At 42.8% G+C, this 26,549-nt stretch carries 21 protein-coding genes; 13 read left to right on the top strand and 8 right to left on the bottom strand.

All coding sequences use genetic code 11. From position 1 onward, the window contains the following. The 7 genes from ACYQ0C_RS06845 to mfd form a co-directional block, all read right to left on the bottom strand. On the bottom strand, positions 1 to 1,245 hold the full coding sequence (locus ACYQ0C_RS06845; RefSeq protein WP_016276898.1) for a Coenzyme F420 hydrogenase/dehydrogenase, beta subunit C-terminal domain: 1,245 nt from the start codon (positions 1,243 to 1,245) through the stop codon (positions 1 to 3). Then, on the bottom strand, positions 1,226 to 2,326 hold the full coding sequence (locus tag ACYQ0C_RS06840) for a glycosyltransferase family 2 protein (protein WP_016276899.1): 1,101 nt from the start codon (positions 2,324 to 2,326) through the stop codon (positions 1,226 to 1,228). Before ACYQ0C_RS06840 ends, ACYQ0C_RS06845 begins: the two co-directional genes overlap by 20 nt. A gap of 2 nt (positions 2,327 to 2,328) precedes the next feature. Next, complete coding sequence (locus ACYQ0C_RS06835; protein WP_016276900.1) at positions 2,329 to 3,864, bottom strand: lipopolysaccharide biosynthesis protein; 1,536 nt, start codon at positions 3,862 to 3,864, stop codon at positions 2,329 to 2,331. A gap of 71 nt (positions 3,865 to 3,935) precedes the next feature. After that, entirely contained in the window at positions 3,936 to 4,103 is a 168-nt protein-coding gene (locus ACYQ0C_RS06830; protein ID WP_016276901.1) for a hypothetical protein, read from the bottom strand. A gap of 149 nt (positions 4,104 to 4,252) precedes the next feature. Next, positions 4,253 to 5,083 carry a hypothetical protein gene (locus ACYQ0C_RS06825; protein WP_016276902.1) on the bottom strand — a complete coding sequence of 277 codons (831 nt, stop codon included), beginning with the start codon at positions 5,081 to 5,083 and terminating at the stop codon, positions 4,253 to 4,255. 586 nt (positions 5,084 to 5,669) lie between these two features. Next, complete coding sequence (locus ACYQ0C_RS06820; RefSeq protein ID WP_016276903.1) at positions 5,670 to 6,356, bottom strand: TonB family protein; 687 nt, start codon at positions 6,354 to 6,356, stop codon at positions 5,670 to 5,672. A gap of 264 nt (positions 6,357 to 6,620) precedes the next feature. Beyond that, complete coding sequence (gene mfd, locus ACYQ0C_RS06815) at positions 6,621 to 9,986, bottom strand: transcription-repair coupling factor (protein ID WP_016276904.1); 3,366 nt, start codon at positions 9,984 to 9,986, stop codon at positions 6,621 to 6,623. A 107-nt stretch (positions 9,987 to 10,093) separates the two neighbouring features. Between mfd and ACYQ0C_RS06810 the strand changes: the two genes are divergently transcribed. Together ACYQ0C_RS06810 and ACYQ0C_RS06805 are read left to right on the top strand one after the other, a co-directional pair. Then, positions 10,094 to 11,278 (top strand): DUF418 domain-containing protein, encoded by a 1,185-nt coding sequence (locus ACYQ0C_RS06810; protein WP_016276905.1) that lies wholly within the window; start codon positions 10,094 to 10,096, stop codon positions 11,276 to 11,278. A 55-nt stretch (positions 11,279 to 11,333) separates the two neighbouring features. Beyond that, positions 11,334 to 13,511, top strand: coding sequence for a tetratricopeptide repeat protein (locus ACYQ0C_RS06805; RefSeq protein ID WP_016276906.1), 2,178 nt, complete (start codon positions 11,334 to 11,336; stop codon positions 13,509 to 13,511). Here the strand turns inward: ACYQ0C_RS06805 and ACYQ0C_RS06800 are convergent. Further along, positions 13,503 to 14,324 (bottom strand): hypothetical protein, encoded by an 822-nt coding sequence (locus ACYQ0C_RS06800; RefSeq protein ID WP_016276907.1) that lies wholly within the window; start codon positions 14,322 to 14,324, stop codon positions 13,503 to 13,505. The two genes, ACYQ0C_RS06805 and ACYQ0C_RS06800, sit on opposite strands and share 9 nt — an antisense overlap. A gap of 126 nt (positions 14,325 to 14,450) precedes the next feature. Here ACYQ0C_RS06800 and aspT point away from each other — a divergent pair, with 126 nt between their 5' ends. The 11 genes from aspT (at position 14,451) to ACYQ0C_RS06745 (ending at position 26,536) form a co-directional block, all read left to right on the top strand. After that, positions 14,451 to 16,151: an aspartate-alanine antiporter gene (aspT, locus tag ACYQ0C_RS06795; RefSeq protein ID WP_160247190.1), complete on the top strand. Its 1,701-nt coding sequence runs from the start codon at positions 14,451 to 14,453 to the stop codon at positions 16,149 to 16,151. Between the two features lie 19 nt (positions 16,152 to 16,170). After that, positions 16,171 to 17,811 carry a bifunctional aspartate transaminase/aspartate 4-decarboxylase gene (locus tag ACYQ0C_RS06790; RefSeq protein WP_016276909.1) on the top strand — a complete coding sequence of 547 codons (1,641 nt, stop codon included), beginning with the start codon at positions 16,171 to 16,173 and terminating at the stop codon, positions 17,809 to 17,811. Between the two features lie 150 nt (positions 17,812 to 17,961). After that, positions 17,962 to 19,359, top strand: coding sequence for a S41 family peptidase (locus tag ACYQ0C_RS06785; protein ID WP_016276910.1), 1,398 nt, complete (start codon positions 17,962 to 17,964; stop codon positions 19,357 to 19,359). Positions 19,360 to 19,518: 159 nt separating this feature from the next. Further along, the gene (locus tag ACYQ0C_RS06780; RefSeq protein ID WP_016276911.1) at positions 19,519 to 20,007 is read left to right on the top strand and encodes a copper resistance protein NlpE N-terminal domain-containing protein; all 489 of its coding nucleotides are present in this window, start codon (positions 19,519 to 19,521) and stop codon (positions 20,005 to 20,007) included. A gap of 123 nt (positions 20,008 to 20,130) precedes the next feature. After that, complete coding sequence (locus ACYQ0C_RS06775; RefSeq protein ID WP_016276912.1) at positions 20,131 to 20,772, top strand: DUF4136 domain-containing protein; 642 nt, start codon at positions 20,131 to 20,133, stop codon at positions 20,770 to 20,772. A gap of 41 nt (positions 20,773 to 20,813) precedes the next feature. Next, a complete protein-coding gene (locus ACYQ0C_RS06770) occupies positions 20,814 to 21,440 on the top strand; it encodes an outer membrane beta-barrel protein (protein WP_016276913.1) in 627 nt (208 codons plus the stop codon). 152 nt (positions 21,441 to 21,592) lie between these two features. Continuing rightward, positions 21,593 to 22,342, top strand: coding sequence for a polyprenol monophosphomannose synthase (locus tag ACYQ0C_RS06765; protein ID WP_016276914.1), 750 nt, complete (start codon positions 21,593 to 21,595; stop codon positions 22,340 to 22,342). After that, complete coding sequence (locus tag ACYQ0C_RS06760; RefSeq protein WP_016276915.1) at positions 22,339 to 23,679, top strand: dihydroorotase; 1,341 nt, start codon at positions 22,339 to 22,341, stop codon at positions 23,677 to 23,679. Before ACYQ0C_RS06765 ends, ACYQ0C_RS06760 begins: the two co-directional genes overlap by 4 nt. Further along, on the top strand, positions 23,676 to 24,563 hold the full coding sequence (locus tag ACYQ0C_RS06755; protein WP_016276916.1) for a vitamin B12 dependent-methionine synthase activation domain-containing protein: 888 nt from the start codon (positions 23,676 to 23,678) through the stop codon (positions 24,561 to 24,563). The genes ACYQ0C_RS06760 and ACYQ0C_RS06755 overlap by 4 nt, the downstream gene beginning before the upstream one ends. Positions 24,564 to 24,577: 14 nt before the next feature. After that, a complete protein-coding gene (locus ACYQ0C_RS06750; RefSeq protein WP_016276917.1) occupies positions 24,578 to 25,738 on the top strand; it encodes a metallophosphoesterase in 1,161 nt (386 codons plus the stop codon). Between the two features lie 39 nt (positions 25,739 to 25,777). Further along, positions 25,778 to 26,536: a lysophospholipid acyltransferase family protein gene (locus ACYQ0C_RS06745; RefSeq protein WP_016276918.1), complete on the top strand. Its 759-nt coding sequence runs from the start codon at positions 25,778 to 25,780 to the stop codon at positions 26,534 to 26,536. Positions 26,537 to 26,549 lie beyond the last annotated feature (13 nt).

The following is a 26,549-nucleotide window of genomic DNA, read 5'->3' as shown; positions in this document are numbered from 1 at the left end:
CTAATCACACGTCAGCTTTCTTTGGAATATGCGTCTACAAAGTTTCTTTATGGCTCTTAGTATTCTACGCCACAAAGGAACATGCAGCAAATCCTCCACAATATTCTTCACTGACTCCCCTTTCGCAAACCGTTGAAAGAATTGCACACGTTTAGGATGTGGTCGGGTATATTCCTTGAAACCACCATTCAATGGCTGCACATCTGCCAATGAGGACAAGCGTTTCTCCATAGAAAGCTTATCAAAAAAATGATGTCCACTAGTCGTATTTACCAATACCAACCCCACCCCTTTATCATCATCAAAATCAAGCATCAAGCGATCAATGCCCCAAAAATCAGCAATAGTCAAATCACTGTGACTCATCCCGTTCTTACACTTACATTCATAACAAGAAGGACGCAGATAAATATCAGATAAGAACCCCCTCATAAAAGGATTCTCACGGTGTATATCGGACAACAAAACTGAATTTTTGTCCGCCTTAAAGGCGGACCTTCCACGGACAACAAAACTGTATTTTTTCCAGCCGTGCAGTGTCTTATCTCTAAATTCTATACCCACTATCGTGGGCATGACATTTAGAGAAGGGAAAACTGTATTTTTTCCAGCCGCCGCCCTACGGGCGGATTGTAAGTCATTCATTGTTTCTTTCAAATATCTCCGCCACACGCCGGGACTCGGCACACCGTGACAAAGAAAATCTACAGACAACAAATTAGGATAATCTTTCCGGAGATACTTATGAAGTCCGGCTATCTGACAGGGAGTCCCCGAAAATAAAACATGACGCCCCTGCTTCAAAAAATGTTCAGCATCTGCAAACCCTGTTTCCACCCGTGCCTGCAAATATTTACTTCCCATCATGGGACGAACCCCTTCCAAAGTTTCCGAATAAGTTATCTTCACCTCATAATTCCCGTCAAAGACAGCACCAAACACCACACCGCCCCATGCCAGCACTTCACGAGCCAATGCTATAAACACGCCTCCCGAAGAACTGTGCATTCGATCCGATTCATTTTGATTTTTTACCGCCCAGACCTCCTGCGGAGGAACAGCCTTGTCGCAATTCAGAAACGAACAGACTTTCTCGCACAAACCGCAATCTATACAATGGTTTGTATCTATCCTAGGATAAAGAAAACCTTCTTCATCCTCATACAAAGATATACAATGCTTAGGGCACTTCTGTACACAAGCTGAACAACCGCAACAGTCCTTCTTATCTTGAATGTAAATCATTCCCAACGATTTTTTTCAATTTACGCAACCCCCTATAAAGACAATCAGTAAACTGTATATATACATTATAAATATAACACCAAATGATAGCCGGCCTTGCTCCATAACTCAACAAAAGTCGGCGTACAAAGCGTACATTCGCCTCACGAGCATTACCTTCAGTAATGTCAATAGATGCAATGAACGGAATTATTTCTTTTTGAGTGAATTTCAGTAGTTCGCCCCTACACAACTTCTTGTGATTTTTTAATTTTGTATAATTATAAAGAATACGGGTAATAGGTCTATTTATTCCGTAATGTATTGAATACCATTCTGTTTTACCTTTCCCGACTGGTATTACACTACATAATGCCTTATAGTTACATTTTTGATTATAAAGATAATCAGAAGGTTCTCGAAGTTTACTACCCAAATGAATCAATCCCGGCCACTCAAGATTGACATAAGAAGGACGCGAATAGTGAACAATCTTTCCGGCATACAACAAATAACGGCACAACATTTCCTGGTCCTCGCCCAACGACAGTGTACAATCGAAACGTATTTGGTGCCGTTCAATCAGTGTATGATTAAAAAATTTATTCCATATTGGGAAAAAGGGATTTTCAAAAGGATCGAAATCATTAAACAAATAAGTAGCGGCTACAGGATGCTCTGTACGTTTATTCATTCCGTCAGAAACATGAAGTTTGATCACACCATCAAAGTATTGGCCTGATGTGTGATTAACCATCAGCAAGTCGGCGTGCGATCCTTGTTCATCACGAACGATATCAAGATGACATGGCATCACAGCGTCATCCGAGTCAATAAAACCAATCCATTCACCTTTAGCCTCATCCAATCCATGATTACGTGCCACACTGACACCACTATTCTTTTGAACAATGACTTTGATACGAGTATCCGTAGCCGCCACACGCCGGATTATATCCAACGAACCATCGGTCGAACCATCATCTATCACCAGTACCTCAAAGTGAGTATATTCCAAATTCAACACACTTTTCAAACATACTTCAATACTTGTCTGACGGTTGTAAACAGGAACAATGAGAGACACTAAAGGGGCATTCATTTTTATTTATTACAATTAAATTTCTTAACAAATTGATCAGTCACAAATTTCTTTTCATTTGCATCCATACCTACCGAATAGACGGCCATAGCCACTGACAACATGCACACAATTCCCAATGAAGCCATACGCAGAAAGTTATCTGGCGTCACAAAATAGTACAACGACAAAGGCAGAGGTACACCCACTAAAATAACCATCAACAAATTCTTTCCCACTTGTGTCACATAATTGCGGACAGATAATCCGATCAAAGACTTGAGGATATAAATACGTGCAATAGCTGCGACAACACACACAATGAAATGGACCACAAATACCGCCGGAGGTGCAGCTCCCAATTTGAGCGCCACATAAGCGACAGGTGTAATAAGCATAACCACTCCGCCAACAATCGTCTGGTAATGACGTACATGCCCTGTAGCGGTAGCAGCAACCATCAGAGGATTAACCATAGCATCCACTGTAACTATCATCAGCGAAATTTTCAAGAAGACAGCCGAATAATCAGGCACTCTCTTCAACCACAATTCCAACACCTCTTGCGTCATCAGAAAAATGGGCAAAGAAAGAAAAAAAAGCAAGAAGAACGAGAAGCGAGAGCTACGGATAATAAGTTTGTACATAGCCCCCCTATCGCCTTTGGCATAATTTTTAGTAATCTGCGGATTGAGCGCAGTCTGGAAGTTTTGTGAAAATTGAAGTACAGCATTTTGTACTTGCACGGCAACACCTCTAGCGGCATTGACCGTAGGGCCAAAGAAAATATTAAGCAATATATTGACACCTTGCGTTGAAAGAATGCCAGCACAATTACCCATTAAGTTCCATCCGGCAAAACCCATCATTTCTTTAAACATGGATTTGTCCCAGATACAACGTAGTTTTGTCTCTTTAAAGTGACGATTACAATAACTACCATAAATGAAGCGCACCATAAGTTGCACTACAAGCAATAACACGGCATAGAAAATCAGTTTATCGAAAGGTGCCACAAGCAACAGAAAAACAATACAAAGTTTTAATACAACTTCAACAACGGAGATGTAGGCAAAGGCCGACATCTTTTCATGGGCAATGATGGTAGCGTTATACGGTACACTGATAATAGATACAGCCATAGTCAAGACTGAACATTGAAACACCCAGAAAGCAGCCGAATGACGAGATTGATCAATCACCATTTTATTCTCCAAGAACCAGAGTCCAACTGTTTCACCCAACAGAACTACAATTAATGCAATAAACATATGTATCTGCACTGAAGTAGTAAACACCTTCTGTTGTTCACTCATCACTCTTCTACCCAATTCAAATGTAATATAACGTTGAGTAGAAGAGGACATCGCACTATTCAAGAATCCAAACATTGATACGACTCCTCCCACCACATTATATACACCAAAATCCTCTACGCCCAACGCTTCCAGTATTACACGCGAAGTGTAAAGGCTGACCAGCATCATGAATATCATGCGGAAGTAAAGAAGTAATGTATTTTTAGCTATTCGCTTATTTGTCAATGATGTTTCAAACATAAATTTTTCTTAGCAAAGAAACTCATGTTCCTGATTCAAACGTTCAAAGAGTCCAATATGCTCCACTTAAGTCACTTTTTCATTTCAGCAACCAAACGAGTAAGCTCAGCGACACTAGCATTAATGCGCTTTCTCTCCTTCTCACGCTCTTCGCGAGAGGAATGAAGACTAAGCGTTTCAAGAAACATATCTGCATCTTTACCTGTCAATATCGGAGTATTCCTAATAGACTTGCCCATAAATCTTATTTTTTGCAAAGGTTAGCTTTTCTTCCGGAAAGAAAGACCTATTCAAAAGAATTTCTTCTTTAGTCTTTTTTGAATGAACTCACTTATCTATCATGCCTAAATGTTATACAGTTCTTTTTAGCCAAATCAGAAATGGCTTGTCACTCCACCTTCTCGAACGGAAAAGCATGAAGATAACTCACCGCCACCGTCATATTTCCCAAAGCGAACACTAGCCTTGTATTCCGGTGCAGACGCATGATGCACCCTTCCTTTCCTCGGAAAACACCACCGGTAATGCGAATTCGTTGTTTCTTCTGAAGATAGTCCTCCAAAGGACGGTTCATCAGTTCGATATTGTAAGGCATGGATTCGTACAGATAGATAAATTCCTCCATCTGGCTTTGAGGGATGACAGCCGCACGATGCGTGTTATAGTCCGTCACCAGATACTGGCGGGGAAGCATGGCAGACAGAATACGCTCCAACTGATCCAAGGGAGCACAGACAAACAGCCAGCCATTACCTGCAATTTCCTTCTCGTCCGTCAAAGTATTCAATTTTTGGGTGGAACCGGTAGCAAAAGCCTCTTTTACCACCCGGGCTGAGTCACGGCGGGCAGTATATTCCTCCTTAGTATAAGCACATTGCTCAAAACGTTTCCTATGATCGGCAGCTGTATAGGAAAACACTTTGAAACAGAAAAATTCCTCCTCTACACTCCCCGATAGAGTACGGAACCGGACAGCTTTCCTACCGCTGAATACACTGATATAGCGTTTCAGCTCTTTATTAGACAGATACAGATAATACCAACTGAGTTCCGGGTATTCCTTTCCTATTCCCGCCAATGGCGTGACTCCTTCATTTGACCCCAGGTCTGAGCCGGAAGCGATTGAACTGCAGAGCAGTAACTTAGGCGCTTCGCTCGTTATGTTTTGATTGTCTGACGGGAGTACTTTTACAGATTCCGCATCGCTCTTTATTGCCATCAAAACATTACAATTTAAGTTCATAATCTTGAAATATAAGGCTCAGGCAAGCCCTTAAATTTCTTCTTTTTGGAGGGGTTCTCTTCATAAGAGAACCCCAATTTGTTGCAAATATACGTATAATTCTTCAATCTGAAAGTTTTCGCATTAGAAAAAGTGTCTTCAAATTGGCTTAAGAATGATTATTGTTTGCAAAGGTTTTAATTCTAAGGAATATTATGTACCACATTATCAATTGATTAAGATAAATTGGGGTTCTCTTATGAAGAGAGCCCCAATTTGTTGCAAATATTTAAAACAAGAAAATTTTGATTATCAGACTATTATATCATAGACCTACTTACCGAAATTTATTCTTCACATTCAGATTCCCGTAATATCATTTAAGATTGGATTTATTGGCAATTACAGACAAGTACCTTTCAATAAAACAATACATTAACAAAGTAAACACGATTTAGGATACACCCTTTAATTAAGACACTTCACTGTGTCCTGCACATATAAACAGCTGACCGTACTGTCATAAAAAAGAGGAAGCGTCCTCTTCTGAGATTACGCTTCCTCCATCCATACTAATTAAATCTTAATTTTGCAGTCTGAAGACTACAGGAACAGTGTATTTCACCCTCACTGCTTTTCCTCTTTGCTTGCCGGGCTTCCATTTCGGCATGGAACTGATCACGCGGATTGCTTCCTTGTCCAGATACGGATCCACACTCTTCACCACTACCGGATTCAGGATCTCTCCATGAACACCCACAACGAACTGCACCACTACCTTTCCTTGAACTCCCTGCTCGGCACTGACAGTAGGATATTTGATGTTTTCGCTCAGATACCTCATCAAATCAGCATTACCGTTACGAAATACCGGCATCTCTTCCACCACCACAAATTCCACATTTTCATCCACTACTTCTTCGGGTACTTCAATAGGGGTCGGTATAATTACCGGAGCATCCGTAGGGTCTGAAGCTGCAATATCGGTTTCTGTTTCCGTCGAGTTATTATCCACTATATTGAGCTCTTCCGGGTTGACGGCAGCCGGCGGAGGCGGTGGCGGCAGAGGTTTATCCTGATTATAGGTTACAGGAACTAATTCTTCAAAGAAATCCGGGTCACTGACCAAATCACTGATCGCGTAAGTTACATTACGTTCAGTCCATTCGAACGAAACAAACATAAACGACAGCGTCACAATGAGACCCATGAACAGCCAACGGGACTTACCCTTTTCAAGGTCGGCTCTTCGTGTTTTTTTCACTTCCATAACAAGTGTTTTTTTAATTAGACAATATGTGAGTAAAAATCTCAGTGTCCGCTTTTAAACTGGAAGTAAGATAGTAAAAATATAGATAAGTTAAAAGAGAAAGGGGCGTCTTATATTATTTTTTAATACAAAACACCCCGAATTCAATTCTGTTAAACAATTAATTTAAAAACAGTTGTTTCTTTAGTTAATATTCAGTTTTACGTTAACATATCCTGTCTACTCTACGACAATGCCGGTTTCCGCCAATACAGACACCTTTTATCATAAACTCACCATCTCCTGCAGAATACCTACCGCCGTCTCTACCGTCTCCACATTCTTGACTACCATGCTGCGCTTACCATTCTGCTCACGCAAATTGCAGTAACGCGGATTCTTGCTCATGTAATCAATCACCTTGCCAAAAGCCGCACTTTGATAATAAGGACTTTCCAGATTACTGATAAAGAACAAGGTCATTCGTCCGGCTTTCAAAAATACCTTTTCCACACCCAACCGTTTAGCCAACCTGCGCAAAGGTACGATACGCAGAAGTTCCAGCCCTTCGGGAGGAACCTGTCCGAAACGGTCCTCCAGCCGTGCCTTGAAAGCGAGCAGATCCTTATCCAGTTCCAATCCGTCCAGTTCACGATAAAGCAACATACGTTCGCTGCTGCTGGGGATATACTCATTGGGGAAAAGCAATTCCAAATCACTTTCCACCTGACATTCATCCACAAAGTTCTCACCACTGATTTTCTCTTCTCCCGCTGCCTGCAACTCCTCTGCGTAAAGATCGGCAAACTCATCCTCTTTCAATTCCTTCACCGCTTCGGCCAATATCTTCTGATAAGTTTCATAGCCCAAATCGGCAATGAAGCCACTCTGCTCCGCCCCCAGCATATTTCCGGCTCCACGGATATCCAAATCCTGCATGGCTATATGGATACCGCTGCCCAAATCACTGAAATTCTCAATGGCTTGAAGACGACGCTTCGCCTCGGGAGTCAGTGAAGTCAATGGAGGCGCCAACAAATAACAGAATGCTTTTTTATTGCTTCGCCCCACACGCCCGCGCATCTGGTGCAAATCACTCAAGCCAAAATTCTGCGCCTGGTTGATGATAATCGTATTGGCATTCGGTATATCAATGCCACTCTCTATAATGGTGGTTGCCAGCAGCACATCATAATCATAGTTCACAAAGTCGAAAATAATCTTTTCCAGTTTTTCAGGCTCCATTTGTCCATGACCGATGCAGACACGGCAATCGGGTATGTTCCGCTTGATCATGGCTTCCAGCTCTACCAGATTCTGTATGCGGTTATTGACAAAGAACACCTGTCCGTTACGGCTCATTTCAAAATTAATCGCTTCCGTAATGATATCTTCATTAAAGGTATGTACCTCTGTCTGAATGGGATAACGGTTGGGAGGCGGAGTCTGAATGACAGAAAGATCACGGGCGCCCATCAACGAGAACTGCAAGGTACGAGGAATGGGAGTAGCGGTCATGGTAAGTGTGTCCACATTCACTTTTATCTGACGCAGCTTCTCTTTCACACTGACTCCGAATTTCTGTTCCTCATCAATGATCAGCAATCCTAGATCTTTGAACTTGATGCTTTTGCCTATGATTTTATGTGTACCGATCAAAATATTTATTTTTCCATCCGCCAGTTCCTTCACTATTCTGGAAACATCTTTCGCACTGCGGGCACGGCTCAAATAATCAACCTTACATGGAAAATCTTTCAATCGTTCGCTGAAAGTCTGAAAGTGCTGATAGGCCAGCACCGTAGTGGGAACCAGCACAGCCACCTGTTTGTTATCCGTCACAGCCTTGAAGGCAGCACGGATAGCCACTTCAGTCTTTCCGAAACCCACATCACCACACACCAGACGGTCCATAGGGCGGTCGCTCTCCATATCGGCTTTGGCATCCTGAGTTGCCTTCAACTGGTCGGGGGTATCCTCATAAATAAAGCTCGCCTCTAATTCATGTTGCATAAAGCTGTCGGGACTATACGAGAACCCTTTTTCCTGTTTACGTTGCGAATACAGTTTGATCAGGTCACGGGCTATATCTTTAATTTTGCTCTTGGTACGCTCTTTCATTTTTTCCCACGCACCGGTCCCCAATTTGTTCAGGCGGGGAGTTTCTCCTTCTTTGCCCTTATATTTGGAAATCTTGTGCAGGGAATGAATGGAAACAAATACCACATCCTCATTCTGATAAGTAAGTTTAATCACTTCCTGAGTAGTATTCCCATTCGGAATGCGTACCAAACCGCCAAAACGGCCTACGCCATGATCTATATGTACCACAAAATCACCCGGCTCAAACTGGCTCAACTCTTTCAAGGTCAATGCCACCTTACCGCTACGTGCCTTGTCGCTACGAAGATTATATTTATGGAAACGGTCAAAAATTTGATGGTCTGTAAAGAAGCAGCTTTTCAATGCATTATCTGTAAAGCCCTCATGTAAAGTCTTGTTGACCGGAATGAACGTGATATGATCACCACGCTCCTCAAAGATATCTCTCAGACGCTTTGCCTGTTTTTCACTATCGGTACATATATATAAGGTGTAACCCCGTTCCAGATAATCAGTGAATGAAGAACTTACCAAATCAAAATTCTTATGAAAAATGGGCTGGGCCGTCGTGTCGAAAGCCAACGTCGCCTGTGGAGTTCCCGTAGGCTTGCTGCCCAATTCAATCCGCTTGAATTCCAAAGCCCGTACCGTAAACTCCGACCCGTCTATCAGTTTCAGTTCCAGATTCATCAATTCCGTCTTCTCTCCCTCATATGCCGCAAGTGCCTGAGGTGAAAGCGCCTCATCACGTACTGCCTGTATTCTTTCGCGTACCCAAAGAAAATCTTTCATTGCCAGAACTGTTTCCCGAGGAATGAACTCGAAGAAAGACACCCCGTTCTTGTCGGAAGCATTCGTCAGTTCGGGCACAATGGCAATACTCTGTTTCTTCTCTTTCGAAAGCTGGTTCTCCACTTCGAAAGTACGGATGCTGTCCACCTCATCACCAAAAAAGTCAATACGGTAAGGATACTCGGAAGCAAAAGAGAAAACGTCAATAATACTACCGCGTACGGCATATTGCCCCGGTTCATAAACATAATCCACATGTTCAAATCCGTAACCGGCCAGCACTTCCGTGATGAACTCCGTGTCCACACGCTCACCCACACCCAGTTTTAACGTCTTGTCCATCAGCTCTTCCTGCGACACCACTTTCTCCGCCAGCGCTTCGGGATAAGTCACCACACATAGCGGCTCACCTTTCTGCAAACGGCTCAGCACCTCTGTGCGCAGAATTTCATTGGCGGCATCTTTCTGTCCATATTTGATGGCACGACGATACGAGGATGGAAAGAATAAAATATGCTCATCACCGTTCACCTGTATCAGGTCATGATAAAAGTAACCCGCCTCCTCCAAGTCACCCAATACAAATACAAATGTCTGTTTACTTTCTCTAAGGAAGGAGGAAACAAATAAAGCTGCTGCAGAAGCATGCAATCCCCCTAGGAAAATAGTCCTCACCGAGGAATCTTCCAATAACGCTGCCAGCCCCTTAGTGTTAGGATGACCGGCATAAATACGTTGTAATTCCGAAATATCCATATCTTTTTTTAAGATGGGGACAAAATTAAAGAAATATCTTATTACTTCCTCCTTTTTTTGCCAACTATTCAAGATTTTCCTATTTTTGTACTCTAATATATAATCCCATGGAAACAAAAGCAATAAACACAAAGTTGAAAGGACACGCACGTGTAGATGTAGCTGATGTGCTACGAGGACTGGCAGTGATGGGAATCATCATCCTGCATTCCATCGAACATTTTAATTTTTACTCATTTCCCGACACTGCCGGACAAAGTGCGTGGCTGAACTTCTCGGACAAAGCCATCTGGAATGGATTATTCTTCATGTTCGGCGGAAAGGCATACGCCGTATTCGCTTTACTTTTCGGCTTTAGTTTTTTTATTCAAGACGATAACCAACGCCTACGGGGAAATGATTTCCGGCTGCGTTTTTGCTGGCGGTTAATTCTTCTTTTCCTGATAGGTAATATCAATGCCAGCTTTTTCACTGCAGAAGTGCTGGTCCTTTATTCTTTAGTAGGCTTCATCCTGCCACTGACCTGCCGGTTGAAGGACAAATGGATATTTACACTGGCATGTCTTTTACTGATTCAGCCCCTGCCGCTTTACTATGTAATACGTGCCTGCCTCGATCCGGAATTTGTCACCCCGGCTATACCCACCCGCAGTTTCTGGGATGCAACTTTTGCTGTACAAAGTAACGGTAACTTTCTGGAAACCATCCGTGTCAATTTATGGGAAGGACAGTTGGCAAGCCTTGCATGGGCGTGGGATCACGGACGGGTATTCCAAACGGCTGCTCTTTTTCTGCTCGGCATGTTGGCAGGGCGCAAGGGGCTTTTTTTGAAAGAGCACTTGAAAGTATGGAACAAGGTACTTGCAGGCTCACTCATCGCATTTTTCCCTTTGTATGGGCTGGGTAATATGCTACCGGACTTTATCACAAACAAATCCATACTGACCCCTCTGTCACTCATCATCACCTCGCTTTCCAATTTCGCATTTATGCTGATTCTGGTATCCGGTGTTATCTTCGCTTTTTACAAGACAAACTTGCACGACGGATTAATGAAAATCACACCATACGGAAAGATGAGTCTCACCAACTATATCACTCAAAGCATCGTAGGTTCCATGTTATATTACAACTGGGGATTTGCATTGCACAATCAGTTTGGTATCACAGCCAGCTGTCTGGCAGGAATCGTTTTCTTTATCTTGCAATTCGCTTTCTGCCGCTGGTGGATGAACCATCACTCGCACGGCCCGATGGAATACTTATGGAAACGGGCAACCTGGCTGAAATAAACCGAGAACCGAAGTCTGCCGGCATTTGTTAGATATACAAATAGAACTTTAAAATATGCGCGAAGAAATCATTAAACTATTAGACCAATATCGGTTGAAAGAGGCATTATCCCAAATGACAGGATATGCCACGCATACTTCCGACTGGCAATTAAAAAATGAAATAGAAGCCCTGCAAACGTCATACGACCTGATGCTGCAATATACTTCGAAAGGGATGAAAGACCCCAACAAGGTAGAAATATACCATAAAATGTTGCGCACGGCATACGAACTGGCCGACCGTATCCATATAGCCGTACAGGCAACAAAAGATTACGGAGCCTATTATGACACAATGCGCACTTTTGTCCAGATGCCTCCTCACAGCTACGCCGAATTACAAATGCAACTGGAAGCATACACGGAAGATATGGCTACGGCCCCATTGATATATACCACAGAGGCCAAAAGGGATGAAGAAATGGATGCCATGAGAAAGGATCACGAAACAGCCGTAGATGAGTTATTCGAAAAAACATGGGTATCCGTCCGATGGAGCGAACCGGAATTTGCTGAAGCACAAGCTTTGTTCAACTCCCTATTGATCCAGGCAAACGACCTTTCCATCATGGTCAGCGCCGTCACCCTGAGCCTGCTGCAAATATTCGATATCCGCAAGTTCATATTTCTATTGAACGCCTATACCCATCAGGACGTCATGCTGAATCAGCGCGCCATTGTAGGTATCGCACTGACATGCTACTATTATGAAAAGCGTATCCTTCAATACCCCGAAGCTGTATCGCGCATGAATGAACTGAATGAAAATGCCGAGTTCATCAAAGACCTGCATAATATCCAGATTCAATTATTGCAATCTTCCCGTGAAACCCGAAAGATAGACAAGAAGATGCGTGAAGAAATCATTCCCGAAATGATGAAAAACCCCCAACTCAATATGGAAGGAGTGGATGAAGATACAGAAGATCATAACCCGGAATGGGAAGAATGGATTGACCGTTCAGGAATCACCGATAAATTACGTGAACTGGGTGAGCTGCAAATGTCTGGGGCGGATGTGTATATGAGCACTTTCTCACAACTGAAACAATTCCCGTTTTTCCGTAAAATTTCTCACTGGTTCTATCCTTTTGACCCCCAATATCGGGATATCGCCAAATTATCTCCCGGGAATGACGAACAAAAAATCTCTCTGCTCAACATCCTGATGAACTCGGATGTGTTCTGCAATTCCGACAAATACTCTTTCTGCTTTACCATGCTACAAATGCCGGAAAGCCAAAGATATCTCATGCAGCAACAATTGAACGGACAACATGAAGCTTCTGAAGAACTGAAAGAACGTTTAAAAGAGATGTCACAATCAAAAGTTCGTGCTGAATATGTGAGCCGGCAATATATCCATGATCTCTACCGTTTTTTCAAATTATGGTCAAGAAGACATGAAATGCATGACATTTTTGAGGACACTCTGGACTTATGGAATAAAAAGATATTGTCTCAAGCCTTGTTGCACAAAGATTATATCAACAAACTGGCAGACTACCTGTTCACACACAACGACCTGACAGAAGCCGGAATGCTCTATGACAAATCAATTGATTTATACAATCGTAAAAATGCCGAATTATGGCAGAAAGCAGGTTTCATTTATCAGAAAATAGGTTCCTATGAAAAAGCGATAGATTATTATCTGCAATCAGATCTGCTGGCCCCTGACAATGCATGGAACAACCGCCATCTGGCACAATGTTATAGAAAAGAGGGAAACTACCCAAAAGCGTTGGAATATTATAACAAGGTGGAACAGGCACAGCCCGAAAGTCTGAATCTGGCACTACAAATAGGACAATGCCTGATGGCACTGGAAAGATACGATGAAGCGCTGGCTTATTTCTTCAAAGTGGAGTATCTGGATAAAAAGCCACAGAATGCCCGACGAGCCATAGGATGGTGTTCTTTCATCACCGGCAATTATCAACAAGCCAAGAAATATTATGACTTGCTGATGTCCGAACCCAAACCCATTATGGAAGACTGGATGAATGCAGGACATGTGTATTATATCCTGAATGAAACAGAAAAATCAATAGAATATTATCGCAAAGCTCAGGAACTATGCGGCAGCCATGACGAGTTTGTCCGACTTTATCAAATAGACAAGAAGGATTTGATCAAACAAGGAGCAAACGAAACAGATCTGTTTATCCTGCCCGATGAATTAATTTAAAGGATTATAAGATAAATCTATGCGGGATAGAAGTTTGGTATAATTATATAAGATTTCTATCCTGACCGGATTTTCATCATCCAGACGATAATTTGCATGCACATTATAAGTGCTTAAACCATGATTCATACAATATCCGATATCATTGGGCAAAGCCGTTCTATTCCTTAACTGCCCAAGATTCAACAAAAAATAGAAGAAACTATCCACCCCGTCACGATCAATCACATAAGCCTGTAAATTCAAATTCGCCTGATAGTTGATGTTATTATCATAATTATAATAACTGTGACAGCTAGATACGCTATCATTTGCCTCAGTAAAAACGGTCATCACTTCCTTCAACCGTCCCAACTGATCAAAAACATATTTTCCTTGCACATTTCTCAAAAAACGATGGTCGGAAATAGTACGATAATCAGAGTTGATAAAAATAGTATCCCCTTTATAATCATAGAGAGTCTGTTTCTCAGCTTCATAAACCTCCTCTTTCACCTTCAACACACAACGGGCCCTGCTCTCCCGCGCCTTGCCTTTTCCCATTTGAAACGTTACATTGCAAAGCTTATTATCAGTATTCAAACAATCCATCTGTCCGATGATGACTTGGTCTCCCTCATACCTTACTGGGGTATCTCCATACTTTATAATCCTACCATCATGACCATATTCCAGTTTCAAAACTTGTTCTTCCTCTCTCGTTAAATCCGTGATTCTAGCTACATACATATCAGCCACTTTTTCTTTACACCCTCCAATTACAAGCAGAAGGGTGAACAAAGAAATATATTTTACAAACAGATTCATTTTCATAAGTCAAGCATCATATCTATGCAAATAAAATAAAAAATATTAGAACTAAGTGCAATTTGGAGCTTTTTAACTCAACTTCTTTACCTCCATTCTGTTTTAAACAGCAATTACAATAAGAAATGAAATATGGAATGGATTATACATCTTTTAAGACAACATTCGGAACTGGCGATTTTTCTGACAATCGCTGCAGGCTTCTGGATTGGAAAAATGAGAATAAAACAATTCAGTTTGGGAATTGTCACCAGCGTATTGCTGGTAGGGGTATTAGTGGGACAACTTGACATAACAATAGAAGAACCGGTTAAATCCGTATTTTTTCTTTTATTCCTTTTTGCTATCGGATATAAAGTAGGACCACAATTCTTTCGAGGACTGAAAAAAGACGGTTTACCCCAAGTAGGATTTGCTGTACTTATGTGTGCAGGTTGTCTGGTTATCACCTGGTTATTAGCTGTTTTAATGGGATATAACGCTGGTGAAGCAGCCGGATTACTGGCTGGAGCGCAAACCATCTCCGCCGTCATTGGGGTCGCGGAAGATACTATCAACGGACTCGGCATAGACTCCTCCCAAAAAAGTGATATGATTAATATTATCCCCGTAGCATACGCCGTAACTTACATTTTCGGAACGGCAGGTTCTGCCTGGGTTCTCTCTTCTTTAGGTCCTAAGATATTGGGAGGACTAGAAAAAGTGAAAGCGGCCTGCAAGGAACTGGAAACCCAAATGGGTACTAGCGAAGCAGACGAACCGGGATTTGAACATGCCCGCCGTCCGGTTGTTTTTCGTGCTTACCGCATAGAGAACGACTGGTTTGGCAACGGCAAGACCGTTGACCAGCTAGAATCCTACTTTATTTCACAAGGGAAAAGATTATTTGTTGAAAGAATGCGACATGGAGCTTCCATTGTCAATGATATTATTCCCGGACAATTATTACAAAAAGGAGATGAAGTGGTACTGAGCGGAAGAAGAGAATTCGCCATTGGTGAGGAGGACTGGATCGGAGAGGAGATCGTCGATCCCCAGTTGCTTGACTTCCCTGTGGAAGTACTCCCCGTCATGGTACACAAAAAGCCATATTCCAACCAAAAACTGGACTTCATACGTCGTCAAAGCTTTATGCATGGTGTCAGTGTACGACGCATCAAACGGGCAGGCATCGATATCCCTGTTTTCGCACAAACCACTATCGACTGCGGAGATACTTTGGAACTGGTCGGTCTGAAAAAAGAAGTAGAGTCAGCCGCAAAGGAACTAGGATATATAGACCGCCCCACTAATGCCACAGACATGATATTTGTAGGGCTCGGTATTTTACTAGGAGGTATTGTCGGAGCACTCGCAATCCATATCGGTGGAGTCCCCATCAGCCTGAGTACCAGCGGAGGAGCCTTGATAGCCGGTTTAGTATTTGGCTGGTGGCGCAGCAAACGCCCTACCTTCGGCCAGATACCGGAATCCTCTTTATGGGTGCTGAATAATGTAGGCTTGAATATGTTCATCGCCGTAGTCGGCATTTCTGCCGGACCTAGTTTTGTACAAGGACTAAAAGAAGTAGGCCCTATGTTGTTCATCATTGGCGCACTGGCCACCTCCCTACCTTTATTATTAGGGCTGGTTATAGCCAGATATGTATTCAAATTCCACCCCGCCCTTTCTTTGGGATGTACGGCAGGAGCCCGTACGACCACTGCCGCACTGGGTGCCATACAAGAAACAGTAGGCAGCGAAACCCCCTCCTTGGGGTACACCGTGACCTATGCCGTAGGAAATACACTACTCATCATCTGGGGAGTGGTCATTGTATTATTAATGAATTAAAAACCTAAACTCATACATTATGGAATATTTAAGTGATAAAAGCAGCGTAGCCCGAATGGACAAGAATCTGGAAAAGATCAGCCCTTTCGAATTAAAAAACCGCTTGATTGAAATGGCTGACGAAAGTGTGAAGCAAATGGCACACGTCATGCTGAATGCAGGCCGGGGTAATCCCAACTGGATTGCAACGGAGGCCCGTGAAGCATTCTTTATCCTGGGTAGCTTTGGCATTGAAGAGTGCCGCCGGGTCATGAACATGCCCGAAGGCATTGCCGGTATCCCTCAAAAGGCGGGCATAGCCCAACGTTTTGAGGAATACTTGAAAAAACATGAAGGGGATGCGGGGACAGATCTATTGAAACGTACCTATAATTATATGCTGATGGAACATGCAGCCGATCCGGACGAACTGGTACACGAATGGGCGGAAAGTATTGTAGGCGACCAATATCCTATGCCTGACCGTATCTTGAAATATACAGAAATTTTAGTCCGGGATTATCTGAATCAGGAAATGTGCAACGGACAACCCCCGCAAGGCAAATTCGATTTATTCGCCACCGAAGGAGGAACAGCAGGAATGTGCTATGTATTCGACTCACTGGAAGAAAACTTCCTGCTACATAAAGGAGATAGCGTAGCATTAATGGTTCCTATCTTCACACCATATATCGAGATACCTGAGTTGGCACGTTACGACTATGATGTGCTCAATATTCCGGCTGATACTCTAAACGAAGAAGGACTTCATACCTGGCAGTACAAAGTGGAAGATATCAATAAACTGCGGGATCCGAAATACAAAGCCTTGTTCATTGTCAATCCAAGCAATCCACCCAGTTATCAGTTGAGCAAAGAATGTGTAGATGCCTTGAAAGATGTAGTCACACGTTGGAATCCCAATCTGATGATTATAACAGATGATGTATATGGTACTTTCGTCCCCGGATTCCGAAGTCTGATGGCCGATTTGCCACAGAATACAATTTGTGTCTATTCTTTCTCCAAATATTTTGGAGCGACCGGCTGGCGCCTTGCGGTAATTGCCTTACACGAGAAAAATGTATTCGACAAAATGATTGCTAATCTGCCTCGTAAAAGGAAGAGCGAGCTGGCCAAACGTTATGGCAGCCTGAGTATGCATGTAGAAGACATGAAATTCATAGACCGTATGGTGGCAGACAGCCGCCAAGTGGCCTTGAACCATACGGCAGGGTTGTCTTTGCCACAACAAATGCAGATGTCACTCTTTGCTTCCTTCTCATTGCTGGACAAAGAAAACACGTATCGGCATGCCATGCTTAACTTAATCCACACCCGTCTGAAAGCATTATGGGACAATACCGGATTCATCCTCCCTGACGATCCGTTAAGAGCCGGTTACTATTCAGAGATAGATATGCTGGTATGGGCCAAGAAATTTTACGGAGACGAATTCGTACAACATCTGCGGGCAACCTATAATCCGTTGGACGTAGTATTCCGTCTTGCCAATGAAACCGGTCTGGTCGTATTGAATGGTGGTGGATTCGACGGCCCCGAATGGAGTGTACGCGTATCACTTGCCAACCTGAATGAGAAAGATTATATCAAAATCGGACTCAGTATCCGCAGAATTCTGAATGAATATGCTGATAAATGGGAATCTGGGAAGAAATAAAAAAATTAAAAGTATCCGCCCTGAAGTCTGATTGACCCAGCCGGCGGATTTCTTTTTTATATAAAGGATTTTTGGATTATTTATTCCGAACCGTATCTCTACTTTAAAATAAAATCCCTAGCTTTGCAAATCAAAAAAAGGAATTAGATTATGAAGCATATACGGAACACGATTTTTCTTCTAACCACCTTATTTATCATGACTTCATGCGGTGAAGACCGTAGTGGGGAATATTATGCATTGGTTGGAGAAAATTTATGGATAGAACAAATAATGAAAGAACATTATTTGTGGTATGACAGTATTCCGGCAATAAAAGAAACAGACTATTTTGCCGAACCGAAAGACTTCCTGCAAAAATTGGTTTATAGCAAAGCGCAAAACGGAAAAGGGGACCCATATTCGTATATAGAAACAAAAGAAACTTCCGATGCGTCCCGTTCCTACCTGCAACGTACCTCTACTTACGGATTTGATTTTGAATTAATGACCGATCCCACCGGCATCTCATCACACATATTTGCCCGTATCTTATTCGTTCTGCCCAATTCACCAGCCTCAGAAGCCGGATTGGAACGAGGAAACTGGATATCAGCTATCGGTAAAGAAAAGCTGACCAGCAATAATTACGGATACCTGATGAAAGGCGGCAATACAACTTTTGCCCGGGAAAGCCTGATTTTTGATGAGGAAGGCAATTCCAGCTGGATTGCAACAGATACTGTCAAAGTAGCGGCATCACGCCCCGTAGAATTGAACCCGTTCTATGTAGATACTGTATATGAAGTATCCGGCAAAAAAATAGCTTATATGGTTTACAATGAATTCAGCACAGGACCTGAGAACCAAGCTACAGACACAGAATACAGGGAACAGATGAAACAGATATTCGCCCGGTTCAAGGGGCAGTCACCTGATACTTTTATTCTAGACTTACGATACAATCCTGGTGGTTATCTGAGTTGCGCCACAGATCTAGGAAGCTATCTGGCACCCGCTGCAGATTTAGGAAAAGTATTTTGTACTATTTTATATAATGACATCAGTGACCCGCAAAGGGTTGATTTCCAACTTAATGCTGGACTTGCTTCTGAGAATTTGAATCTGAGCAAGCTCTATGTGCTAACAAGCAAATTTTCCGCATCGGCTTCAGAAGCCGTCATAAATTGCCTCCGTCCATACATCGGTACAGAAAACATAGTAGTGATAGGTGAGACAACCGTTGGCAAAAATGTAGCCATGGAACCATACCAAGACGAACGCTACAACTTTATTTTATGGCCGGTAGTGGCATACGTTCTCAACTCGGCAGGACAAGCCAACTATGTAAATGGCATCACCCCTGATTTCACATTGAGCGAACGTAACCTCATCTCTCCTCTCTATCCTTTAGGAGATACCAAAGAGTATTTATTGAAGAATACCATCGCTTATATCACGACAGGAAGTATGCCCGACCTGCCACAAGCAAAAGAACAAACGTTAAAGGGAAAGATGATCTATAACTCCCTGACTCGAAGAAGTATGAACGGCATCCGATTACGGTAGTCCGATTCATCCGGATACAACGCCTCTATTTATTAAAGACCGTGTTTAATTCATTTTAAACATGGTCTTGTTTTTTTCTGAAAAGAGAACTTACTAAAAAACAAAACGGGCGGAATAGATGTTATGTACCCAAATAACCATTAAAAACTTGACTTAATAATGAAAAAAGTATTTATTGTAGCAGCTTTGGCTGCCATGATTGTTTCCTGCGGCTCTAAAGGAAACAAAAGTGCTGAAATAATAGCCGAAAGTGAAAGTGACTCCATTTTCACTGTGGACGACAGCACACTGGGGGAATTACAAACGTATAGTTATGAAGGTATCTTACCCGCTGCCGATGCCGAAGGAATCAACTACCAACTGACACTTCAGGAGATAGGCCAGGATTCACTGGGCACCTACAATCTCACTACCACTTATCTAGGAACAAAAGATGGCAACCAAGCATTTACCGACAGCGGTACAGTTGTAACGATCATTGGAATTCCTAATGACAGCACCGCCATCGTTTATCAATTGGTTTCCGCCACTCCGGGACACGAAAAGACAAACTTTCTGGCAGAGGGTGACAGTGCGCTGACAATGATTGGCAAGGACTTCAAGAAAGCTGTCTCTAAACTAAATTACACTTTAAAAAAGAAACTCTGATTAACCAGGCGGCAAAAAAATTCACTAAAGGACAGACTGCAAGTGAACAAAAACATAAGCCGGCCGTTGTATGAGAGAAACTAGACAAAAAACAATTAGTATTAACTTAAACAAAAACTTGACATGAAAAAATTAATTCCTATCCTACTGGCGGTCTTTGCCTTGGTATCTTGCGAGAAAGACCCGGACATGGACAAACTGGACAATGAGTATCTGGTATTTACCAGTCATGACACGAGTACTAAATTCAGTGATTTCAGTACTTATTATATCCCCGACAGCATTTTGGTCATCGGTGACAAAAAAGATCCCGAATACTGGAAAGACGAAAATGCCCAAACTCTGATAAATACGTTTGTCACCAAAATGAACGCTGCCGGTTATACCCGCATTTCTGAAAAAGAAGATGCCGACCTCGGACTACAGGTGAGCTATGTAGCAAGTACTTACTATTTCCAAGGCTACTATAACGATGGTCCCTGGTGGGGATATTATCCCGGTTATTGGTATCCCGGTTACTGGGGTGGCAACTGGGGAGGTGGATGGTACTATCCCTATCCTATCACTTACAGTTATAGCACCGGCTCATTACTGGCCGACATGGTTAATCTGAAAAATGCCCCGGAAGGACAAAAAGAAAAATTGACCGTTGTCTGGAACGCATACATCAGCGGATTGCTCGGAGGAAGTAGCAATTTGAATGTAAACCGTGCAACAACCGCCATCAACCAGGCATTTACCCAGAGTCCTTATCTGAAAAAATAAACGTAAGTGAAACAAGTATTCATTTAAAATAAAAAGGAAATATGAAAACTATAAAATATTTTACTCTCAGACTGATGGCGGTAGCCGCTATCGCCATAGCCTTTGCCCTGCCGGCAAAAGCACAGGTAACTCCATTTACCTATTTCAATGTGGACTGGCAGTTCAATGCCCCTATCAGCAATAACTTTGCAAACAAAGCAAGCGGTTGGGGTATGAACTTCGAAGGTGGATATTATGTACTGCCGGATTTGTCAATCGGTGCCTTCATCAACTATCATACCAACAATGAGTACATTTCACGTCAGACATTGCCCATCAGCAACTCGGCAGCCCTGACAACCGACCAGCAACATTCCGTATTTCAGTTACCTTTCGGTTTCGCGACACACTATCGCTTCAGTGACGGTGCATGCCAACCTTATATCGGATTGAAGCTAGGTGCCAACTATACCAAAATGTCCAGTGACTTTTACATTTACGAAGTAAAAGACAACACTTGGGGTTTCTATGTATCCCCTGAAATCGGTGTGAATATCTACCCTTGGACCAACAGTATCGGCTTCCATCTGGCAGCATTCTACAGCTACTCTACCAACAAGGGAACCGTATTTAACTACGATATGGATAAATTAAACAACTTCGGCTTCCGCGTCGGTGTAGCATTCTAAAGATTTCTAAACTATTCTGTTAATTAGGGGGATTATTCGTGCGTCAGGCAGGGATAATCCTCTTTTTTTAATTAATAAAATTAAATTCTGACGGGAGTGTTAATATAATAGTTATTTTTGTATGATATTTATTCAGCTAATACAAAAAATGTATGGAGAAATCCGATAGTATTATTATTATACCCACCTATAACGAAAAGGAAAATATAGAGAACATTATCCGGGCCGTATTCGGACTGGAAAAGTTCTTTCACATACTGATTATCGAAGATAACTCACCCGACGGCACGGCAGCGATTGTCCGCAAATTACAGACAGAATTCCCCGACCGTCTTTTCATGGTTGAGCGTAAAGGCAAATTAGGACTGGGTACCGCTTACATTGCCGGATTCAAATGGGCAATAGAGCATCAATATGATTTTGTATTCGAAATGGATGCCGATTTCAGTCATAATCCGAATGACCTGCCAAGGCTGTATAACAAATGTGCCGTTGAAGGTTATGACGTAGCTATCGGTTCACGCTATGTCAGCGGTGTGAATGTAGTGAACTGGCCGATGGGACGTGTGCTGATGTCCTATTTCGCCTCCAAATATGTACGGATTATCACCGGATTACCCATACATGACACTACCGCCGGATTTAAATGCTATCGCCGTGAGGTTCTGGAAACGATCGGACTGGACAGCATCCGTTTCAAAGGTTATGCGTTCCAGATAGAGATGAAATTCACTGCCTACAAATGCGGATTCAAGATAGCCGAAGTCCCTGTGATTTTTGTCAATCGCGAACTGGGCACTTCGAAAATGAACGGAAGCATCTTCGGAGAAGCCGTATTAGGAGTCATTCAATTAAAACTGGGTAGCTGGTTCCGCAAATACCCGCAAAAGAAAACAGTATGAAACGTACATGGATAAAAAATGCACGGATCGTGAATGAAGGCAAGACTTTTCACGGTTCAATAGTGATTGAGAATGAAGTCATAGCTGAAGTACTGACAGAAGAAACAGCCCCCGCACAACCCTGTGGAGAAACAATCGACGCCAAAGGTTGCTATCTGATACCGGGAGTAATAGACGACCATGTACACTTCCGCGATCCGGGACTGACTCACAAAGCCGACATGCATACTGAAAGCGCAGCAGCAGCGGCAGGCGGAGTCACCAGTTTTATGGACATGCCCAACACCACTCCGCAAACCACGACCTTGGAAGCCTTAAATGCCAAGTTTGCCGATGCAGCAACCAAAAGTATCGTAAACTATTCATTCTATTTCGGAGCGACCAATACGAATGCGGATATACTCCCCACACTGGATAAAAGCCGGATATGCGGTGTTAAATTATTCATGGGAGCCAGCACGGGAAACATGTTGGTGGACCGCATGGAAGTACTCAAAAAAATATTTGCCAATGCAGGTATGCTGATTGCGACACATTGCGAGGAGCAATCCATAATCAGTGCCAACACAACAGCTTTTAAAGAAAAATACGGAGAAGATCCTGATATAAAATACCATCCGCTGATTCGTAGTGCGGAAGCATGTGCATATTCTTCCTCACTGGCCATCCGGCTGGCAAAAGAAAACAATGCCCGCCTGCACATCCTGCATATCAGTACCGCACAAGAGTTGGATTTGTTTGAAGACAAACCCCTGAGTGAGAAAAAAATTACGGCGGAAGCCTGCGTCTCACATCTATATTTCTATGACAAAGATTATGAGACATTAAAAGGACGTATCAAGTGTAACCCGTCCATCAAGACTTTAGAAGACCGGAATGCTTTACGCAAAGCATTATCTACCAACCGGATAGATGTAATAGGCACAGACCACGCCCCTCACTTACTGAAAGAAAAGGAAGGAGGAGCATTAAAAGCTGTATCGGGTATGCCGATGATACAGTTCTCATTAGTGGCGATCATGGAATTAGTACGCGAAGGCATATTAAGCATAGAACAACTGGTTCAGAAGATGTGCCATGCACCGGCCGAGCTCTATCATATTGAAAGACGAGGCTACATCCGCCCCGGTTATCAAGCCGACCTCGTATTGGTAAATCCGGATCATGAATGGACTGTAACCGCCGACTGTGTTTTAAGCAAATGCGGATGGACTCCAATGGAAGGGCAGAAATTTCACACACGGGTAGAAAAAACATTCGTCAATGGTAACCTGGTTTACCGTGACAACAAGGTAGATGAAAGTCATCGCGGACAAGAACTAAGGTTTAAAAGATGATTGCAGATTACAAGATTCACGAAGTAAGCGAATATATCAACTGGATTTATTTCTTCCATGCATGGGGCTTCCAGCCCAAGTATGCCGCCATTGCGGACATACATGGATGCGATTCATGCCGTGCCGTATGGCTCACCGGTTTTACAGAAGAAGAACGTCCGAAAGCTTGTGAAGCCATGCAACTTTTCAAAGAGGCGAACCGGATGTTAGACCAATTAGACGCAATGTACCAGACCCATGGAGTGGTCAACATCATGGATGCCAATGCCGACGGAGACGACCTGCTGCTGAACGGCAAGCGTTTTCCGCTTCTGCGGCAACAAACTGCAAAGTTAAAGGAAGATGACCCGTTTTTATGTCTGAGCGATTTTGTGCGTCCATTATCATCGGGCATCACAGATCAAGTCGGTGCATTTGCCACTACGGTAGATGCAGAAACAGAGCGGCTCTATGCAGAAGACGATTACAAACGTATGTTAGTGCAAACGTTGTCCGACAGACTGGCGGAAGCTACTGCCGAAAAGCTGCACGAAGAGGTACGCAAGAAACTTTGGGGCTATGCCCCCGATGAAAATCTAAGCATAAAAGACCTGCACAATGAAAAATATCAAGGGATACGCCCTGCCGTAGGCTATCCCTCCCTGCCCGACCAGTCCGTCAATTTCTTATTAGACGAATTGCTGGATATGAATCAAATCGGAATTTCATTGACCGAGAATGGTATGATGAAGCCCCATGCCTCTGTATGCGGACTCATGTTTGCCCATCCGGCTTCCCGCTATTTCTCTATCGGGAAAATAGGTGGAGACCAATTGGCAGACTATGCCGCCCGTCGGGGCATGAGCATAGAAGAAACTAAAAAATTTCTCGCCGCCAATCTATAAAAGACGAATAAATCATGATGCTGATAAAGTTATTTCTGTTTTTTCTGACCCTACTGATAGTGCCCGACATGTATATATACAAGGCATATATACGCCGTGTTTCCCAAAAATGGATACATTGGGCCTACTGGCTTCCCAGCCTGTTCCTTTTATTGGGAATGACATTGGTCTTTTCCATACACGAGCCGCGTCCGGAATCCATGCAACGGCTCAGCAATTTCTTGTTGATATTTCTTTGTTTTGTCGTGCCCAAGGCACTTTTCGTCATTGTCATCCTGTTTATGAAACTCTTACACATCATCTCCGGCAAAAAACTGTACGGAGGATATGTAGCGGGAGGATTGGCTTTGGCCTCTTTAGTATACGTAGTGTATGGAGCGACCGAAGGAAAACAACATTTTCAAATCAGAGAGGTAACCATCAGTTCCGATGAGCTTCCTAGCGGCTTTGACGGCTACCGCATTGTACAAATATCCGATATCCATTCCGGCAGCTGGACTGGAAATGGCTCCGCTTTACAAAAGGCTGTAAACCTCATCAACAAGCAAAACGCCGATCTGGTAGTTGTCACAGGTGACCTGGTCAATAACGTGGCAACGGAATTGGACGAATTTATCCCTATTCTAGAACAAATAAAAGGAAAAGACGGAGTGTATTCCGTTTTAGGCAACCATGACTATTCCCCTTATATAAAATGGGAAACAAAAGAAGCTCAAGAAGCCAACCTGAACAGTTTGAAATCCAAACAGGCCGCCATGGGATGGAAGATGCTCAATAACGATCATGTCATTCTGCATCATCATGGAGACAGTATAGCTCTGGCAGGTGTGGAGAACAGTGGAAATCCCCCATTCCCCAATCATGGAGATCTGCCGAAAGCGTTGAAAGGAACGGAAGGAATGTATAAAATACTAATGAGCCATGATCCTACCCATTGGCACAGAGAAGTCTTGCCGAAAAGCGATGTACAGCTAATGCTTTCCGGACATACCCATGAAATGCAGTTCAGCCTGTTTGGTTTCTCTCCTGCCAAATTTGTATATTCCGAACACAACGGTTTGTATCAGGAAGGAAAACAATCCTTGTTTGTCAATATCGGCTTGGGCTATCTGATGTTCCCCATGCGTCTGGGAGCATGGCCGGAAATTAGTGTAATCACGTTACATAAAATCTAAAATAGTTTTTCTATCTTTGTACAACCAAAATTCAGACAAATGAAAGTACTGTATATTCTATACCAACTATTCATAGCACTTCCTGTTTTGCTGGTATTAACCATACTCACAGCAATAGTTACCATTATTGGTTCATGGATAGGCGATCCACATTTTTGGGGATATTATCCGGGAAAGATATGGTCACAGCTTTTCTGCTATGTATTACTTATTCCTGTCAAAGTAGTAGGACATCCGGAAGTACTTAAAAAAACATCCTACGTGTTTGTAGCCAATCATCAAGGTTCTTTCGATATTTTCCTGATTTATGGATTTCTGGGAAGAAACTTTAAATGGATGATGAAAAAAAGTCTGCGCAAAATGCCTTTCGTCGGCAAAGCTTGTGAAGCTGCCGGACATATATTCGTTGATAAATCCGGTCCCAAAAAAGTAATAGAAACCATAGAACATGCACGTCACGTACTACAGGATGGAACTTCCCTGGTGGTATTTCCCGAAGGTGCACGTACTTTTACCGGACACATGGGATATTTTAAGAAAGGTGCTTTCCAACTGGCGGATGATTTGCAACTTCCCGTAGTGCCACTCACTATAATCGGTTCCTTTAATATTCTCCCCCGTACCGGCGGCTTTGTATCCTGGCATCCTATGACATTAGTCGTACACAAGCCCATTTATCCGCAAAGCCAAGGAATGGAGAACATCAAGGCAACCATGGAAGAGGCTTACAGGGAGATTGAGAAAGACTTACCTGAAAAATATCAAGGAAAGATAGACAATCCAGACCAAGACAGATAAAAAAAGCTCCTCA

Source organism: Phocaeicola sartorii JCM 17136 = DSM 21941 (genome assembly GCF_054653615.1).
This window is presented reverse-complemented; position numbering and strand designations above follow the sequence as displayed.